At 68.4% G+C, this 16,549-nt stretch carries 15 protein-coding genes and 1 pseudogene; 6 read left to right on the forward strand and 10 right to left on the reverse strand.

Annotation, left to right across the window (positions count from 1 at the left end):
- Positions 1-17: 17 nt before the first annotated feature.
- The gene (gene cutA / locus V6U81_RS03480; RefSeq protein ID WP_334484226.1) at positions 18-200 is read left to right on the forward strand and encodes a divalent cation tolerance protein CutA; all 183 of its coding nucleotides are present in this window, start codon (positions 18-20) and stop codon (positions 198-200) included.
- A 60-nt stretch (positions 201-260) separates the two neighbouring features.
- Positions 261-503, forward strand: a complete 243-nt coding sequence (locus V6U81_RS03485; protein WP_334484229.1) for a hypothetical protein — start codon at positions 261-263, stop codon at positions 501-503.
- A gap of 353 nt (positions 504-856) precedes the next feature.
- On the opposite strand, the gene V6U81_RS03490 is transcribed toward V6U81_RS03485, so the two are convergent.
- The 4 genes from V6U81_RS03490 to V6U81_RS03505 form a co-directional block, all read right to left on the reverse strand.
- Positions 857-2,221: an SdrD B-like domain-containing protein gene (locus V6U81_RS03490; protein ID WP_334484231.1), complete on the reverse strand. Its 1,365-nt coding sequence runs from the start codon at positions 2,219-2,221 to the stop codon at positions 857-859.
- A 226-nt stretch (positions 2,222-2,447) separates the two neighbouring features.
- A complete protein-coding gene (locus V6U81_RS03495; RefSeq protein WP_334484322.1) occupies positions 2,448-3,713 on the reverse strand; it encodes an IS701 family transposase in 1,266 nt (421 codons plus the stop codon).
- A 456-nt stretch (positions 3,714-4,169) separates the two neighbouring features.
- Complete coding sequence (locus V6U81_RS03500; protein ID WP_334484233.1) at positions 4,170-4,715, reverse strand: GNAT family N-acetyltransferase; 546 nt, start codon at positions 4,713-4,715, stop codon at positions 4,170-4,172.
- Positions 4,716-5,015: 300 nt separating this feature from the next.
- A complete protein-coding gene (locus V6U81_RS03505; protein ID WP_334484235.1) occupies positions 5,016-5,408 on the reverse strand; it encodes a hypothetical protein in 393 nt (130 codons plus the stop codon).
- A 223-nt stretch (positions 5,409-5,631) separates the two neighbouring features.
- Here V6U81_RS03505 and V6U81_RS03510 point away from each other — a divergent pair, with 223 nt between their 5' ends.
- The gene (locus V6U81_RS03510; RefSeq protein WP_334484237.1) at positions 5,632-6,180 is read left to right on the forward strand and encodes a hypothetical protein; all 549 of its coding nucleotides are present in this window, start codon (positions 5,632-5,634) and stop codon (positions 6,178-6,180) included.
- 719 nt (positions 6,181-6,899) lie between these two features.
- Here the strand turns inward: V6U81_RS03510 and V6U81_RS03515 are convergent.
- The gene (locus V6U81_RS03515; RefSeq protein WP_334484239.1) at positions 6,900-7,631 is read right to left on the reverse strand and encodes an alpha/beta hydrolase; all 732 of its coding nucleotides are present in this window, start codon (positions 7,629-7,631) and stop codon (positions 6,900-6,902) included.
- Positions 7,632-8,223: 592 nt separating this feature from the next.
- Here V6U81_RS03515 and V6U81_RS03520 point away from each other — a divergent pair.
- The 3 genes from V6U81_RS03520 to V6U81_RS29095 all read left to right on the forward strand — a co-directional run bounded on the left by V6U81_RS03520 (position 8,224) and on the right by V6U81_RS29095 (position 10,168).
- Positions 8,224-8,991, forward strand: a complete 768-nt coding sequence (locus V6U81_RS03520; RefSeq protein WP_334484241.1) for a class I SAM-dependent methyltransferase — start codon at positions 8,224-8,226, stop codon at positions 8,989-8,991.
- 178 nt (positions 8,992-9,169) lie between these two features.
- Complete coding sequence (locus V6U81_RS03525; RefSeq protein WP_334484244.1) at positions 9,170-9,934, forward strand: phosphotransferase family protein; 765 nt, start codon at positions 9,170-9,172, stop codon at positions 9,932-9,934.
- 24 nt (positions 9,935-9,958) lie between these two features.
- Positions 9,959-10,168 carry a hypothetical protein gene (locus tag V6U81_RS29095; RefSeq protein WP_420883959.1) on the forward strand — a complete coding sequence of 70 codons (210 nt, stop codon included), beginning with the start codon at positions 9,959-9,961 and terminating at the stop codon, positions 10,166-10,168.
- Positions 10,169-10,235: 67 nt separating this feature from the next.
- Here the strand turns inward: V6U81_RS29095 and V6U81_RS03530 are convergent, their stop codons facing one another.
- From V6U81_RS03530 to V6U81_RS03550, 5 genes and pseudogenes are all read right to left on the reverse strand, one after another.
- The gene (locus V6U81_RS03530) at positions 10,236-10,751 is read right to left on the reverse strand and encodes a GNAT family N-acetyltransferase (protein ID WP_334484246.1); all 516 of its coding nucleotides are present in this window, start codon (positions 10,749-10,751) and stop codon (positions 10,236-10,238) included.
- 250 nt (positions 10,752-11,001) lie between these two features.
- Positions 11,002-11,733 (reverse strand): carbon-nitrogen hydrolase family protein, encoded by a 732-nt coding sequence (locus tag V6U81_RS03535; RefSeq protein WP_334484248.1) that lies wholly within the window; start codon positions 11,731-11,733, stop codon positions 11,002-11,004.
- A 133-nt stretch (positions 11,734-11,866) separates the two neighbouring features.
- Entirely contained in the window at positions 11,867-12,550 is a 684-nt protein-coding gene (locus tag V6U81_RS03540; RefSeq protein WP_334484251.1) for a DUF1345 domain-containing protein, read from the reverse strand.
- Between the two features lie 565 nt (positions 12,551-13,115).
- Positions 13,116-13,562 (reverse strand): annotated as a pseudogene (locus tag V6U81_RS03545) (SRPBCC family protein); the annotation flags it as partial.
- 151 nt (positions 13,563-13,713) lie between these two features.
- The gene (locus V6U81_RS03550) at positions 13,714-16,314 is read right to left on the reverse strand and encodes a right-handed parallel beta-helix repeat-containing protein (protein ID WP_334484253.1); all 2,601 of its coding nucleotides are present in this window, start codon (positions 16,312-16,314) and stop codon (positions 13,714-13,716) included.
- Positions 16,315-16,549 lie beyond the last annotated feature (235 nt).

Raw genomic sequence — 16,549 nt, forward strand, 5'->3', positions numbered from 1 at the left:
ACACCCGCACCGACCTCGTGCCCACGATCGTGGAACGAGCAAACGCCGAGCACCCCTACGAAGTACCGTGCGTCATCGCCACGCCAGTCGTTGTAGGCAACCCGGCCTACGTGCAGTGGGTCCTGGACGAGACAGCCGCAAGCCAAGCCCATCGGCAGTGTGATCCGCCAACTTACCCGCGACACATCTCCGCCAGGTGATGTGCGACAGGTGGTCTAGGACGCTCTTGGCCCCAAATCATGATCGGGGTGTGAGTCTGCATGACAGAAGACCGCATCACGGCCGTGGCCGAGCTGTGGGAGGCGCACCAGCAGTCCCCTTTCCCCGGCCGGCTACGAGGCATGGACGTCGCTGGCGTCGAGATGGTGATGCTTGACGCCGACGTCGCGGGCGGTGTCATGAGCTGGCTACACAATGGCGGTGACATCGATGATCAGCGTTGGGGCCAACTGGCGGCGTGCGAGGAGCAACTCGCCCTCGTGATCCCGGAACTGGCCGGCTAGTACGGCAGCCGCCGTTTGAGATCTTGCTGCTGAGCTGGGGCGGACGCGAGGCGGCCACCGCCTGATCCTCTGCGCGTTGTGGACACAACATCAGATCTTGCGGTGGCCGTGTGCCACAGCGTAGCCGTCGCTCGGTGGGAGCGTGTGTGGCCGGGATGCTCGGGTGCCTTGCGGTCCGGTTCCGGCGAGTGGAGCCTCGTCGTGCGACGGCGGCGTTCGTGACGGGGCTGCTGTCCGATCTTGAGATGAAGACGTGTTGGCAGTTGGCGGAGCAGGCCGGGCATGCCCGGCCGGGTGCGAGAATGCGGCCCCGGCGGGAAGTTGCCGGGGCCGCATCTGGCGTCCGTCGTCTGTTACGACGTCATGTCGATGAAGCCGACGTCGATGGTGGTGTCGCTGCCAGCGGTTACGTCGATCACCGCGCTGTTGCCGGCGTCGATGCCTCCGTAGATTTCCCGCTGAACGGTGACGATGTCGGAGTCGGTGGCGTCATCGCCTACATCGGGAAGGGTGAAGTCGAGGTACTGGGACTCGATCTGCACTTGGACGATGTACGGGCCGGGTTTGAGGGCCGCTGAGTAGGTCCCGTCCGGGTTCAGCACGCCCGTGATCTCCGTCGGATCCCCGTCGACAGGGGCCTGCGGCAGGAACAACAGGGTGCGGACGCCGGCCGTGGCCGGCTCGTCGGAGTCCCGTTGTCCGTCGCGGTCCTGGTCGATCCACAGGCTGCCGCGGATGGTGCCCGGTTCGACGACGGCGACGCTGGCCTGCGCCGTGTTGTTGGCCGTCGACACCTCGCCGTCGACCGGGCGTACCGTTGCGGTGGCCGTTTGCGTCTCACCTGGCGTGCCGCTGTCCACCCTCGCGCGGAGCCAGGCCGGTTCGAGGACCTGACCAGGGTGGATGGGGCCGCGGTGCACGCAGTAGTAGTCCCCGAAGCCAGGCGCCGGGTTGAGCAGGACCTGACAGTCCCAGTCACCCTGAGGAAACCCGGCCGTCGGCGTCATCGTGTCGGGGAGGTAGACATCCAGCTGGAAAGCCCCGGTAGTCTCGCCGGCGCCTATGTTCTGGACGTTGAGCGTAAGGATCACCTCGCCGCCGACGATCACCTCTTCAGGGATGGCCGTCATGCCGATTGCGAGGTCGGCAGCGGCGTAGTGCACCGTCACCTGGTCGGTGTTGTTGGTGGTGGTCAGCTCGCGGCTGCTCGTCGTCGCCGCCGCGCCGATCGTCACCGCCTCGCCATGTGCGCCGCCAGGCAGGTACAGATCGAACCTCAACGACTCGGCAGCCGCGCCGGCGGCCAACGGCCCGTGGATACAGGTCCACGTCGGTGCGGTGGAGACATCGCACTTCCACTCGGCGAAGTAGGGCGGTTCGGTGGCCATGCCGGCGCCGGGCGGGAGGGTGAGGGTCACGGTCACGTCGCTGGTGGCGTCCGTGCCGACGTTGCGCACCTCGGCGGTGGCGGTGGTTACGCCGCCCGTCGCGGTTACGTCGGTGGGGCTTGCCGTGAGGGTGACGGCGACGTCAGCACGGCGGGGGCCGGCGAGCGCCGGACTGGCCGGGGCGACCGCGGCGACCATGCCGGACAGCGCCAACAGGGCGCAGCCGGTGCGCAGTGCTCGGCGGCTGCGCTGCCCGATGGAGGTGACGATCGGCGCACTCCCCGCGAGTGCGCCGAGCAGCTTGAGACGTCGTTGCTTGTGCAGAGACATAGAATCCTTACGCCAGAGGGACGCGCCGGACGGCTCCGGCCCGGACAGGGACCGATCCTGTCTGTCTGTACGGCGCTAAACTGATGACCTTCGTTACGTCTGTCCTTAAAGGAGCCCTTCCTGTATTGGTCGGGCCGAGAACCACCACCAGGCGGCAGCCCGCTTGCCTTCCGAGCAAGGTGCCCTGGCTGCCGTTTCTAGCTAGTACGGCAGCCGCCGTTCGAGATCATGGCTGAAGTTCGAGGTTGAGGCGGCGTGTGTAGTGGGATCGTCGGGCTCGGGCTTGATGCCGGCGGCGCCACTGTGACCAGTGCAAACGATGGGCGAGATTGCTGAGCGGGCGGATGATGCAGACGTTGATCAGACGGCGGACCTCGTTGACCGTCAGCTTGATCAGCCCGGTGTCGGCCGGGTCCTGGTGGGCCGCGTCGGCGGCGCAGATCGCCAGCACGGCGAGAGCGGCCAGGGCGAGGGTGGTGAAGCGGTGCCAGGAGTCCCAGCGGCGGACCTGGTGTTGGTCTAGGCCGACCTGACTCTTGGCGGCCTGAAAGCTCTCTTCGATGGTCCAGCGGATGCCCGCGACCCGGACGAGTTGGGCGAGAGTTGCCGGCTTCGGGGTCCAGCAGCGGTAAAAGGCCAGCTCACCGGTGGTGGTGTTGCGGCGGATCAGGAGGCTGTGGTGGCCGCCGTCGTTGGGGTCGGCGTCGGTGGTGACCTGATCCAGCCAGGCCCAGTCGTAGAAGCGGGGACCCTTCGGCCCGACGCCGGCTGAGCGGCGCTGCCACGCCGATGCCGGTAGTTCGGCGGCTACCCGATCGGCGCGAACCTTGACCTTGCCGCCGTCGATCGGGATCAGGTCGCTGCAGGACACCGCGAGGACGTAGCCGAGCCCGTGTTCGCGCAGGCCAGCGCGGAACACGGCGCTGTTGCCGTAGGCCTCGTCCGCGGCAGCCCATGCCGCCGGCACGCTGGCGTCGATCGCGGCGTTGATCATGTCGGCGGCCAGCTGCGACTTGGTGGCGAATTCGATCTCGTCGGGCACGCCGGCGGCCTGACACCGCTGCCGGTCGTCGGTCCACGACGCCGGCAGATACACTCGTCGGTCGATCAGGGTGTGCCCGTCCCGGCCGGCGTAGCCGAGGAACACCCCGACCTGGCTGTTCTCGATCCGCCCAGCGGTGCCGCTGTACTGCCGCTGCACCCCGACCGAGTGGATGCCCTTCTTCAGATCACCGGTCTCGTCGACGACCACTACCGCGTCGGGGTCACCGAACCGGTCGACCACCACCTGCCGCAGGTCGTCTCGGACGGCGTCGGCGTCCCACACCGCCCGGTACAGCAACCTTTGCATCGCATCCGGCCGGGCGTGACCGGCCTGCTCCGCCAACTGCCAGCGCGTCTTGACCTCAACGTCGGACAGCAGCCCGGTCACGAACTCCGCCGCCGCACGACGAGGCTCCACCCGCCCGAACCGGCCCCCGAAGCACCCCAGTACCCCGGCCAGAACCCGTTCCCACCGAGCAACGGCTACGCTGTGGCACGCGGCCACCGCAAGGTCTGATGTTGTGTCCACAACGCACAGACGATCACGCGGTGGCCGTCTCGCGTCCACCCCGGTTCACCAGCGAGATCTCAAACGGCGGCTGCCGTACTAGGAGGCCGTCTACCACCAAAGGCTGCTGGACATGACGGGACATGTCCTGGGTCCGCATTGAGCGGGGTGCGCTCTCCTGACGCGATCTCGCTGGTGTCGCAGATCAGTTGGCGGACTACTGTCGCACGTCAGTCGACGGAGGACAAAGCCCATCGGTAGCAGTTGCCGAATTGCGCTCTATCAGATCAGGGCGGCCCGCAAGCGGGCCGCGCCGGCCCGGCCCCGGCCTGCTGGCGACCTCCGGCCGGCATCGGCCGGGCCGGCCGGCCACGCTGACACTGTGATCAGAACAAGTCACAGCGGCGCGAGGATCATAAGGATCTCGTCTCGGTCATCGCCCGCGCCAAACCGCAGCGCCCCGGGCCACCGGCCGATTTCCTTCCAGCCGAGGCGGCCGTAGAAGTCCTCCAGGCCGACGCCGCCTCGCGCGGAGAGGCGGAGCTGTTCAAGCCCCATCTCGTCACGGCCGATCTGCCGAACCTGATGCATCATCGCTGCGCCGATCCCGCGACCTCGGTAGTCGGGATGTGTTTGGACGCGGTTGACGGTGCCCCAGTGAGCCACGAGTGGATCCACGTGACGGGATAGGTTCAGCCAGCCCGCCAGTGCCCCGTCGACGACCGCCAGCAGGAGCCTGCTGCGCTGAGGCTCTAGGTCGGCGATGAGGCGCTCGGCCACGGGAGCGACCTGTTCCAATGCGACGGGTGGGAACGCGAAACCCACTGCACCGCCCGTGTTTGCCACCGTGATCCAGCACTCGACTAGCTCGCGTGTCTGGCGGGCACTGATCTCGGACGGGTGGGAGATCTGCCTGAACTCGACAAGGTCATGACGGATCATGACGGGAAGTATCGCGCATAGCGCCGGCAGCAACACCAGCAAGCGAAGGGCTCTAGCCACAACCGACTGGGGCTCCGCCCCATACCCCGGCCGTCCCTCGGAGATCAGCGAGGCGGGCAGCGGGTGGGATGGCATCCCTGGGCCACCCACAGGCCAGCAACAGTAGCGCGCACCGGTCATGAACGGGCACGAGTGGCAACACGACGGGCCGCCGATCGCAGGCGTTCTGGGCATCACGACCGGTTGAGCACGCTCTTCCAAACTGAAGATCTGAGCCCTGCGCCATCCAGGGGTCGCCCGTTACGACGGAACAATCCCGAACTTCTCCCTGATGAACCGCCAGAACAGCGGTACCGCGTCCGTGACCGGACGGTAGATCCGATCATCGCGACCCGTGACCGTTACATGCTCGATCAGCACCCACCCCGCACCAACCACGCGAATCGACGATGGCGAGCACACTCGAATCACGTCGTACGGCGGATCTGGCACTGGTGTCGGCACGACGAGCAGATCGTGCATGGAAGTGCATCCGGCGAGATCCGTCTCCGCACCGCGGCCGATCACGGTGTCGACGATCGCGGCCATATGAGCGAACTCGGGATGCGCGCCTGCCATATCGTCGAGAAACGACGCGATCTCGCTCCATGGGCGCGGGACGAACGGGTGTTGTTGCCACACATGTGACCGCAACGGCTTCCCCCTCTGCCGGCAAACAACAACCACGATGCCGTACAGCCATCCGTACAGCCAAGCAGAGCGACCCGAGCCGGAAGAGAGCAGTACAGACCGACGAGCGGTGCAGCTCGCCGACGATGACCGCCGTGAGCCGACAACGCGCTTGATCTTTGCAAGGCAGGGGTCAACGACGCACCCAGCCAGTCCTGACCGTAGCGAGGCCGGGCACACTGAGCGGATGTCGCACCAGGATGTCGCCGGTGACATGGATGCGTGGTCGAGTGCCCAGGTGCGCCAGTGGATGAGCACCTTGAGCGAGGACAACGCCCCGCGATCGGTCAATTGGTGGCTCAGGACGCGATGGAGCGCCCAGCTCCACGCCTACGACCGGACCTTGACCGCAGAGGCGCGCCGGGAATGGGCCGAGGTGGCGTTGTCGCTGACCGACCACGCCGAGCGGTTCGCCGGTTACGACCGCTGGAGCGCAGCTGCGGACGCATTCAATCTGCGTAGCCTGCTGATCGGGGAACTCGGGTCGGTGCCGGGTGACGCGACGTGGGACCAGGCCGCGCTGATCCGAAGCGTCCTGGCGGCGGTGACACTGATACCGGCCCAGGCAGGCGAGTTGGCTGAACGTTGGCAGACGCTGCCAATCGAGCAGATCCAGATGCTTCGCCGCCACAAGAACCTGCTTGCCCCGCTCGCGCCGCTTGGCGATCAGTTGCCCGCCGGGCCCGATGCTGACCGCGTCCGCACATGGTTGGCGGTCCTGCCGAACTTGCCGTGACGCGCCAGCAGATGACCCCTGCTTGACCCCAGCGCAACGCCACCGAGCGCCATCACGAGAACGTCGGCCCGCACCTGCCGACGAGGCGAGCAGGGGAGGAGCCGAACTCGGACGCTCCTTTGGCTCAGATGGCATCCAACCACCTCGTGCAGCGCGTCAGCAGAAAGTCAGCGAACGCTGACAGCGGTTCCCCCCAAACGAGCCGGAGACAGCTGCCGAACCTGGGCCACGGCCGACGAACGACAGCGGCCGATAGCGGATGACAGCAGCGACGGCCGTTCGGGACGAAGAGGTCGTCGGTTCGAATCCGGTCACCCCGACCGGAGGCAAGGGCCAGGTGAGACAGACTCTCACCTGGCCCTTTTCGTTGCCCTGGTGATCTTCCCCATCGGATCTGGTCGTCGGCTAGACCGAGCAACGGACCCTCGATCTGGAGGCATCGCAACCGGTGTTCGAAATCTGGCACGTCGCCTACACCGCTGAGGAACGGCCGGTCTCGGTGACTATCCACGTCATGCCAGGCCACCTCTGGACCCTTCGCTACGGATGGGATGACCAGCCCGCACCGAAGGCCCCATGAGCCGCCCCGACCGGCCGGTACCGCCGCGGCCGGGGCGGTTGTGCATCTGCTAAAGGAGGGCCGGGACCTGTCCTCGATAAGCGGCACTCCTGGCCGACAGCTCCTATCGTCTGCTGCCTGCCTGCCTACCTGCCCCGCCTCACTTCAGGTGCCGGGCGAAGAACCGGTTCCCGTCGTCCCCCTCGAACTGCGGGACGCCGGTGTGCCCGCCCATATTGGCGTGCAGCGTCTTCTCCTTGGAGCCGAAGGCGTCGAACAGGTCCAGGGCCAACTGCCGGTCGTTTCCTTCGTCGTCCCACTGCAGCAGGACCTGCAGCGGAATGGTGACCTGCCGGGCCTCCTCGAACATGGTGCGGGGCACGAAACTCCCGGCGAACAGAAGGGCGGCCGAGATGCGCGGCTCGACCACCGCCAGCCGGAGGCCGATGGCGATCACGCCTCCCGCGTACCCGACCGGGCCGCCGATCTCGGGCAGCGAAAGGAGGGCGTCCAGGGTGGCCCGCCATTCCGGGACCGCCTTTTCGACCAGCGGGAGGACGAGCCGGTCGACGATCTCGTCGTCTACCGGCTCGCCGGCCTCCAGCGCCCGGCGCAGGTCGGCGCGGGCCTCCTCAGCGGCGGCGGAACGGGGCCGGTCACCGCTCCCGGGGAGCTCGATGGTGGCTGCGGCGAAGCCCTCCGCCGCGGAGTGCCGGGCCCGGGCCACCAGGCGGGGGTACATCATCTGCAGTCCGCCGGGGTGACCAACCAGGATCAGCGGCGCCGGTGCGGATACGTATCCGGGCGTCCACAGGATGCCGGGGATCTCGCCGAGGGTGAATTCGCGCTCGAGGACGCCGTCGTCGAGGCGCTGTTCGGAAGTGAATCGCAAGGTCGTGCCTTTCGGAGTGCTCCTGAACGGCGCTCCCGGACGACCTATCGCCCGACCGTGACCCCAGGGGGGAGCACCCATGTCGATACGTTCACGGGTACCACCTCCTCGGTCTCTGGCACGGCCTCCGGAAAGGTAACAGTGGTCGCCGTGGTCTGCCAACGGGTTTTGCGGAGGCTCCGTGGCCGGACAACGGCGGTCGTCTTGATCCTTGCAAGGCGAGGGTCGCTTCCGCCGAGAGCAGTCCCCCATCCCGGCGGCCTGCCGGAGATCGACAATTCGCGAGCTGACAGTGCTGGTTCGATTCCCGTCACCCGCTTGAGCACGAGAAGGACTAAGGCTCCTGGACTCAACTCCTGCCCCGCTGACCAGTCACAGCGCTCAGCGCTGGCCGAGGTCGTCCGGGCCACCAGCGGCCCCCGCGCGGGAAGGTCGACGGCCGACGCCAGGGCGAGGACGATTCTCGCGCCAGGCGATCACTCGACTCGGGCGCGATCGTCGTTGCTGCAAGGTTCCGCTGCCCATGATCGGGCGATTGGGTCGCGTGAGAATACCGAGCATTGGCGGCGCAGGCCGTGTCAGGATGCTCGGCATGTCTGGTCGCGCACTGAGCTTCGGAGCGGTGGCGGAAGCATACGAACGGTTCCGGCCGGGGTATCCCGTGGAGCTTTTCGACATGGTGATGACGTACGCGGGTCAGGCGGTTCAAACTGCCCTCGAGATTGGCGCTGGGACAGGCAAAGCAACCCGTCTGTTCGCTCAACGGGGGGTCATGGTCACCGCGACCGATCCTGACGGGGCCATGCTCGCCGAGCTGCGTAAGCACGTACCGGCAAACGTCAAGACGGTGCAAGCCGCGTTCGAGGACCTCCGACCGGGCGAGAGCTATGGGCTGGTTTACGCGGCAGCGGCGCTGCACTGGACGAAACCGGAGGGTCGGTGGTCGCGGATGGCAGCGCTGCTGGAGCCGGGTGGCGTGTTTGCCTCGTGCGGTGGCCCCATCCAGCTTGCTGACCCGGCTGTGGAGGAGGCTGTTCGCGCGGCCCGGGCGCCGTTCTTGGAGAGCGACGAGGTTCCGTCTCGAGATGGGACGCCGCCGGGACATGACATGCAGTGGCCGGGTACGGAGCTCCAACGGTCTGAGTGGTTCGCCGATGTCCGGCAGTCCGTGATCGAGCGGCGCTTGACGATGAGCGCTCGCGACTACGTCGGCCATCTCTCGACGATCTCGGCCTATCTCGAATTGCCGATCTCTGAGCAAGAGCAGGTATATAGCCGGATCATGCAGGTCCTGCCTGGGACGGTCGAGATTGCCGCCGACATCATCGTCCATCTCGCGCGCCGCCGTTGCGAGCAGTAGTGCCGCGATGCGCGCACCTGTCGGGGACCATGGGGATTCCGCGGAGGCGCCTCCGGGATCAAGGCCCGGCGGACCGAGGCAGTGCTCGACCCGTCAGCAGTCGGTGGCGTGCACGAGGCCGCCGGGCAGCGGGACGCGGACAACGTGCAGTCGCACGCGATAAACCCGGGTGACGTCGGTGGTCAATTCCGCGAAAATGGCCGACGTGGAAGAGGTCGAGGTCGTCGTCGCCCATAACGAGCGCGCGACCCTGCGCGTCGGCGACGTGTTCCTGAAGATCGACGCTGATCAGACGCGCACCGACGTCGAGGTCGAGGCGATGGCCATGGCGCCGATCCCGACTCCGGAGGTCCTGTGGCGGAAGCCACCCGTGCTCGCGCTCGCCGCCCTCCCAGGCACGGCACTCGGCCGCCTCGGCGAACCGTCGCCCGCGTCGCCTGCAGCGTGGGCCGCGGCGGGTGCCGCCGCACGGATGCTGCACGACGCGCCGCTGCCGCCATGGCCCGGTCGTCGCCTCGACGAGTTGGCGTCGCGCCTCGACGGTGAATGCGAGTGGCTCGTCACGAACGGTGTCCTTGCCACCGACCTGGTCACCCGTAACCGCCAGGTTGCTGAAGCTGCGCTCCGGCCATGGACACCGGCGTTCATGCACGGCGACCTGCAGATTACCCACGTGTTCGTCGACGGTGACAAGATCACCGGCGTGATCGACTGGTCCGAGGCGGCCCAGGGCGATGCTCTGTACGACCTCGCCGTCTTGACGCTCGGACACGAGGAGCACCTTGACGACGTCGTCGCCGGCTACGGCACCGACGTCGACCTCGACGTGATCCACGCGTGGTGGTCGTGGCGAAGCCTGGTGGCGATCCGCTGGCTGGTCGAGCACGGCTTTGACCCGTCCTTGCCAGGCTGCGAGGTCGACGTGCTGAAAGCCCGGATGTGAGGCTGCACGAGCCCGACGGCCACGATGCATCCCCACATGGTGCGCCACACGTTCGTGACAATCATGCTCGACGCCGGCGTCAGCCTGCGCGACGTGCAGATCGCCACCCGCCACACGCCGACGCGCGAACCATGCGCTACGACCGGGCAATCAAGAACCTCGACCGGCACCCCAACTACATCCTGGCCGCGTACGTGGCCTCCGGGACATCAGCCGCTCGTGGCTTGCCGATGAGCGATAGACGGTTCCGAAGGACCACCGATCGCGCGGGAGCTACGGGCTGCCCCAACGGGCGATCGGGCTACTGCGTCTGAGCCGCTCGCGAAGGGGCGTGGAGGAGTACCTCGTACAGGTAGAGGTCACCGTTGGTGCCCTTTTGGCGGAACCCGGCACGTTCGAGGGTCCGCTGGGAAGCGACGTTGTCCACGGTGGTGTCGGCGACAACTCGGGACAATCCGTGATCGGCCGCGACGTTCAGCAGGGCGACGAGTGCCTCCGCTGCATAGCCGTGACCACGGGCTGATGGGGCAAGGCCGTAACCGACCCCGACACATCCGTCGTCCGGCTGACCCTTGAAACCGATTCCACCGATGGCCTTCCCGTCGGCGGTCCGGGTGATCCGGTAGTGCCCGAAAGGGCGCTGGTCCCCGTGGGCCGCCGTAGCCGTGAGAAAGGCCGTGACGCCGATGACGTCGCCGTCGAAAGGAAAATCCTCGGCCCAGGCATCCCCGGCTCCGGCGCGCCGCCCGACGATGCGTTCACCCTCTGCTGTGTCGATGGCGTACAAGCACAGTCGCGGCGTTTGAAGTTCGGTCACGGGCAACAGCGAAGCAGCCCTCGGAACTCCACACAAGCCGATTACGCCACCTCGGAGAAGGCCAGTCGCGGCACCCTTGGGACACGCGCACATGCCGCCGAAGGGGCATCACGGTACGTGACCGAGGACGACAGAGCCCAGCGTCAAGACAATCCAAGCTCCATTCGCGAGTACCACGGTTGCCCGTCGGCCCCTCCGCCGCTCTGACATGCGCCGCGAGCCGAGTGGAGCAGAGTCGATGGTGGGCGACTTACGGCGGGTCGATCTCCATGATGGCCATTCCGGTCGTCCCCGGTTGGACTTGCGCCACCACTTGGCCGACGGGGTCAATGACGCAGGTCGGGCCCAGCCCGATCCGGGACTCGTCACGTTCGCCGGTGACGTCGGCGGAGATCAGCCACATGCCCGTCTCCTGGACCCGTCGCGCGCGGATCTCGTTGTGCCGGGCCTGCCACCACAATGCCTTATCGCGGCGCATCATGTTCTGCGCCGGCACCAGCAACACCTGCGCCCCACCCGCCGCCACCGCTGCCGCTGCTTGCGGGAACTGCGTGTCGTAGCAGATGTTGATGCCGAATCGCACACCCTCGTGGGTGAACACCGGGTAGGTGTCACCCGCGGTGAACACCGACTCTCCGCCGGTCAGGAAGGTCTTGCGATACTCGCCTTTTACTCGGCCGCCCGTGACGACCAACGCCGTGTTGTAGTACCGGCCCCGCCACCGCTCGATCATGCCGAGCACGAGCATCTGCCGAATGCCGGCCAGCCGTGCCAACACCGCGGCGAACTCCGTCGAACGCACGTCGAATGCGTGGCGGTGCACATGCTGGCCCGTGACCAGATAGCCCTGTAGGAAGCACTCCGGGAACAACAGAAGTGCAACCCCCGCCGCGTCAGCCCGGTCCGCGAAGTCCTGGATGACCATTACCGCCGCGTCCACGTCACCCAGGATCTCCCGGGTCTGGCAGGCACCGATCCGCACCGCGCCAACCTACCCGCCAGCCGCAGGAGAGCTGGGTGCGCATCAGATCAGAAGATTGCCGGTCCGGTCCGAAGATCCGGTGCACGGATCTGAAGCCCGACAGGGCGGCTGGGTTGGGCTGACCGGCGCCGGGTCAGCGGACCAGCCCGGCGATGAGGTTGACGGAACCCGCCACGATCACCACGCCGAACACGTATGACAGGACGGCATGGGTCAGCACGGTGCCCCGGATCCGAGGATCGCTGATGGCCGTGTCCGATACCTGGTAGGTCATGCCGATCGTGAAGGCGACGTAGGCCAAGTCGCGGTAGGTGGGCCGCCCCTGCACAGACTGGCCGCCGAAGTCGATCCCCCCGGTCGTAGATCGGAATTGCAGGTCGGCGTAGCGCAGGGTGAAGACCGTGTTGACCACGGTCCACGACAGCAGGACGGTCAGTATTGCGACGCCGATGAGCAGCACCCGGATTGAGCCGCCATGCCGTCCGGCAGTGCTGAGCGCAAAGCCGACGCCCAGCAGGCTGGTGACGCCGGCCCCTACCAGCAGCACTGCGGCGGATCCCCGCGTCTCGTCCTCACGTGTGGCGAGTAGCTCGGTGTGGGAGCTGTCCGCTCGGACAATGATCGGCCAGATGGTGAGGAGGAAGGCGAGCGCGGCGGCGTCCCAGCCCCCGACGGCGGCCAACTCCCACGTCATGAACCGCAGGAGCGCCAGAGCGACGATGAGCCCGATGGAGGCGACGATGACGGCTCGCCGCAGGGCAGGGGCGTGCCAGCCCAGCGCTCGGCGATAAATCGTCTCCGGGGGCATGCCGGTCATCGTCCGAGTGTCTCCCGCCGCATCGCATGGCGTGCTCATAGCCGCGCACAACGAGCCCGTGGGTCACCTGACCGGCCCACTGATCCAGCAATCGGCACGCCTCTGCGCCCGTCGCGCCGTGCGATTCGACTGCATGCGAGCGGCACCCGAGCAGTCCGTGGCTCGATTGCTCCTGCCGCCAGCACGCGCGCTTCGGCGGCCGCCCGGTCCGGGGCACGGAGGCGGGCCCGGCGCCCGACCGGATGGTCGGAGCGCCGGGCCCGGTGACAGAGGTACGTCAGATAGGGCGGTTCGGCTCGCTCACCGGGCCACCCGGGTACGACGTGGTCCCGGTCTCGGGTACCACCTCCACCTCGGTCACCACGTAGTCCGTCTCCGTGGTGGTGCCGGGCGTACGGTCGTCGTCGCCGGAGCGGTGCTTGGCGGCGGCAGCAGCGGCGGCAGCAGCGCCCGCGACGGCGGCACCGGTCGCGACCGCGGCGCCGGAGACGCCCGCCTTGCCACTGTCACCCTTGGACGCCGCGGCGTGCGCCACGCCCGGCGTGCCGACGCCGTGCCCCTCACCGACGGAACCGCGCCAGGCGCCGCTCTCGGCACCCCGGGACTCGATGAAGCTCTTGAACTTCTCCAGGTCCGACTCGGCCTGCTTCTCGACGATGTTCAGCTTGTCGCCGGCCTTCTCGACCAGCCCCTCCGGCTCGTACTCCAGGTGCAGCCGGACCATCGTGCGGTCGGTGCCGATCGGCTGGAAGTAGACGGCGCCGGCGTTCGTGGCGCCCTCGGTGGCCGCCCAGGCCACCTTCTCGTCCGGCACCTGCTCCAGCACCCTGGCGTCCCACTCGCGCTTGACCCCGGCGATCTGGGCGACCCAGTGCATCCGCCGGTCGTCGAGCTGGCGAACCTCCTGGACCCCGCCCATGAAGCGGGGGAACTCCTCGAACTGCGTCCACTGGTTGTAGGCGGTGCTGACCGGGACGTCGACTTCGATCGACTTCTCAACCTTGGTGGTCATAACAATCCTCCTCGTTCCGGTCGAACCTCCCTGGGGAGGGATCCGTCCTTCTCGACAGAATCGGTACCCCCGGATCGGCGACTCAACCGAAATGACCGGAGCCGGCGTCCCCCCGCTGGTCGGGGGCCGCCGGCTCCGAGGGGTACGCGGGTCAGGACGCCGCAGCGATGAAATGTCCGGACTGGTCGATGATCATGTGGGTGTAGCCGAGGCTGTCGTTGAAAGAGACGGCCTGGCCGTCCGGGCCGACACCGACGATGACCATGTTCGCGGCCGTCTCACCGACCGCGAAGTTCACGTTCGACGTGCCCGCCTGGTCGGCGTCGCTCGGCCGGAAGGCCAGCGCGCCCGCCCTGGTCGGTTGGGTGGCGGTCACGTTCGCCACCAGCGCGGTCGGCCGAGGCGTCGTGTCGTTGCCGGTCGGGTCCACGTAGAACACCAGCACGCTGCCGTTGGTGTTGGGTGCCAGCGCCGAGATCGCACCGCCGAGCCGGGTGTCGAGGGTGCGCCGCGGACCGTACGGCACGAAGACGTCGCTGGCACCTCCGCCGAACCATCCGGACAGGTCGACCACCACGTGGGTGCTGCCGGAGCTGAAGTTGTGGATCGCCACCCTGCCGTTCACCACCGGCACCATCACCAGGTTGGGGATGGTCTGCCCGGCGACGAAGTTCAGGTTCGACGCGGTCGGCAACGCCGAGCCGTACGGAAACACGGTGAGCACACCCGCCGCTGCCGGCCGGGTCACCGTGACGTTGAGGACGACGGCCGTCGCGCCCGTCGGGATCCGGCCGCTCAGGTCCAGCGCCCGGGTCGTGTTGGGCGGGAAGGCGGAGAAGCCGGCGTTGCGGGTGTCCAGCACCCGGACCGGCTGGCCCACCTTGAATCCCGAGCCGGCGGCCGAGTAGAAGCCCTGAAGGTCGGCGATCACGTGGACGGTGCCGCCCCCCGTGTTGCGGATGCGCAGGTTGCCGTTGGACATCGGCACGGTGACCAGGTTCGGCACCGTCTCCCCGGCGACGAAGTTGACGTTCGACACCTCCGGCAGCGGGGTGCCGTCCGGCCAGATCCGCAGCACCCCCGCCGTGGTCGGCTGGGTCACCGTCAGGTTGAGCACCACCGCGGTGATGTCCGCCGCGGACACGCCGTCGATGCTCGGCAGCGGCAGCACCAGCTCGGAGTTGCCGGCGAGCGGCAGCCGGGTGCCGATCCCGATCGCCGCCCGGGTGTCCAGTACCCGGGTCGGCGCCACCGGCGTGTACCGGGCGCCGATCACCGTGCACGGCCCGTTGGAGGTGAACTGGTTCGGCGCCCGGAAGCCGTTCCAGCTGAGCTCGTTGATGACGCAGGCCGCGCCGGCCCGGCGGAACCGGTGGTCGGCCGGCGCGATCGGGCCGGTACGGAAGAACCGCTCGTCGCTCCACCTTCGCGCGACCGTGCCGACCGGCCCGTCCGTGGGCCACTCCGACCGGACGGCGATCGGCGTGGTGACGTCGAACGGGTTGCCGCCGACCCGACGCCGGATCTCGTTGCCGGTGACGCTCAGCTTGCCCTGCAACTCGACGGCGCCCCGGTCCCGGTAGCCGCCACCGGTGTTCGGCGCGCTCGGGGAGTCGGCGTGCGCGTTGCCGAGAAGGTCCGACGGGGTGGCGCCGGCGGCCGCCGGATCCGCCGAGTCGACCGCCGGCGAGGCGGCGCCGAGCGGGAACCAGCCCCGCTCGGTCCCCTGCTGGTCCTGGAGCAGCGCCGGGGCGGCCAGGTCACCACCACCCTGGCCGGTTGTCGCCACGAACGCCGGCAGGTCGGCGTAATCGCTGCCGGCCCAGGAGTAGAGCGGGCCGGCCGAGGCCGGGTCGATCAGGTTGTGACCGGCCGCCGACCCGGGGGCCGAGGCGGCGGAGACGGTGATCGCCGTCGCCGTGGCCGGATCGGCGCAGCGCTGCGGGTCCGACACAGCGCCACCGCCGGTCCGCACCACGTTGTTCCGCACAGCGACGCCCGGCGAGGCGCCGGCGACGAGAATGCCGGGGGTGCAGTCGGTGACGACCGTGTTCCCGGTGATCGTGCTGCCCGAGGCGTCGGTAATCGCCAGGGAACTGCGGTGGAAGGTGCTCGCGGTCACCACCGTGCCGGTCACGCCGGCCTCGACGGAGACCCCGACCCCGCCCTGACCGGCGAACCAGCCCCGGCTGACCGTGACGTCGCGCGATCCGCCGGACACCCGTACGCCGGCCCGGCTCCCGGTCCGGGCGGCGATCCCGTCCAGGGTGACTCGGCTCGACCCGTCCACCTGGACCGCGTCCGCACCCGCCGGGAACAGGGTGAGACCCTCCACTACGACGTCGTGCACCGCGGTGAGGGAGAGCGGCGAGCCGGTCCAGGTGGACCAGCCGAAGTTGCCCACCCGAACCGTCGAGCTCGGGCCGTTGACCGCACGGAAGGTGATCGGCGCGGACTCGGCGCCGGAGCGGGTCAGCTCCACCTTCTCCGGGTAGTTGCCCGCCTGGATCCACACGGTCTGGCCCGGCTCGGCCACCGCTGCCGCCGCGGAGATGGTGCAGAACGGCGCTTCGACCGACCCGTTGCCGGACCTCGAACAGGTCGCTGCGGTGCCACCGACGTACAGGTCGGATCCGGAGGTGACCGCCGGGCCGGCGACCGGCTCCGCCCCCGCGGGCGCGACCGGCGCCACCAGTCCCGCCGCCCCGACCAGCGGTACGACCGCCAGCCGCGCGAGCCCGTGTATGAACATTCGACGCCCCCGTGACGTGTCGATCGATGCGTGCGGCGGGAGTTTATCCCGACCGCTACCGATCGGCGTGCCCCCGAACGGCCCTGACCCGCACGGCCTGTCGGCGTGCCCGAGGCAGACAGTCTTACTCGCCGCCGGCCCGTGACGGCGACGGCCGCGCACCCCCGGTCAAGGGGTACGCGGCCGTCGCCGCCACGAGCCCGTCAGTACTGCCGGGCGGACACGAGAGTGGTGG

The sequence above is a fragment of the Micromonospora lacuserhaii genome (assembly GCF_036902735.1).
Lineage (GTDB): Bacteria > Actinomycetota > Actinomycetes > Mycobacteriales > Micromonosporaceae > Micromonospora.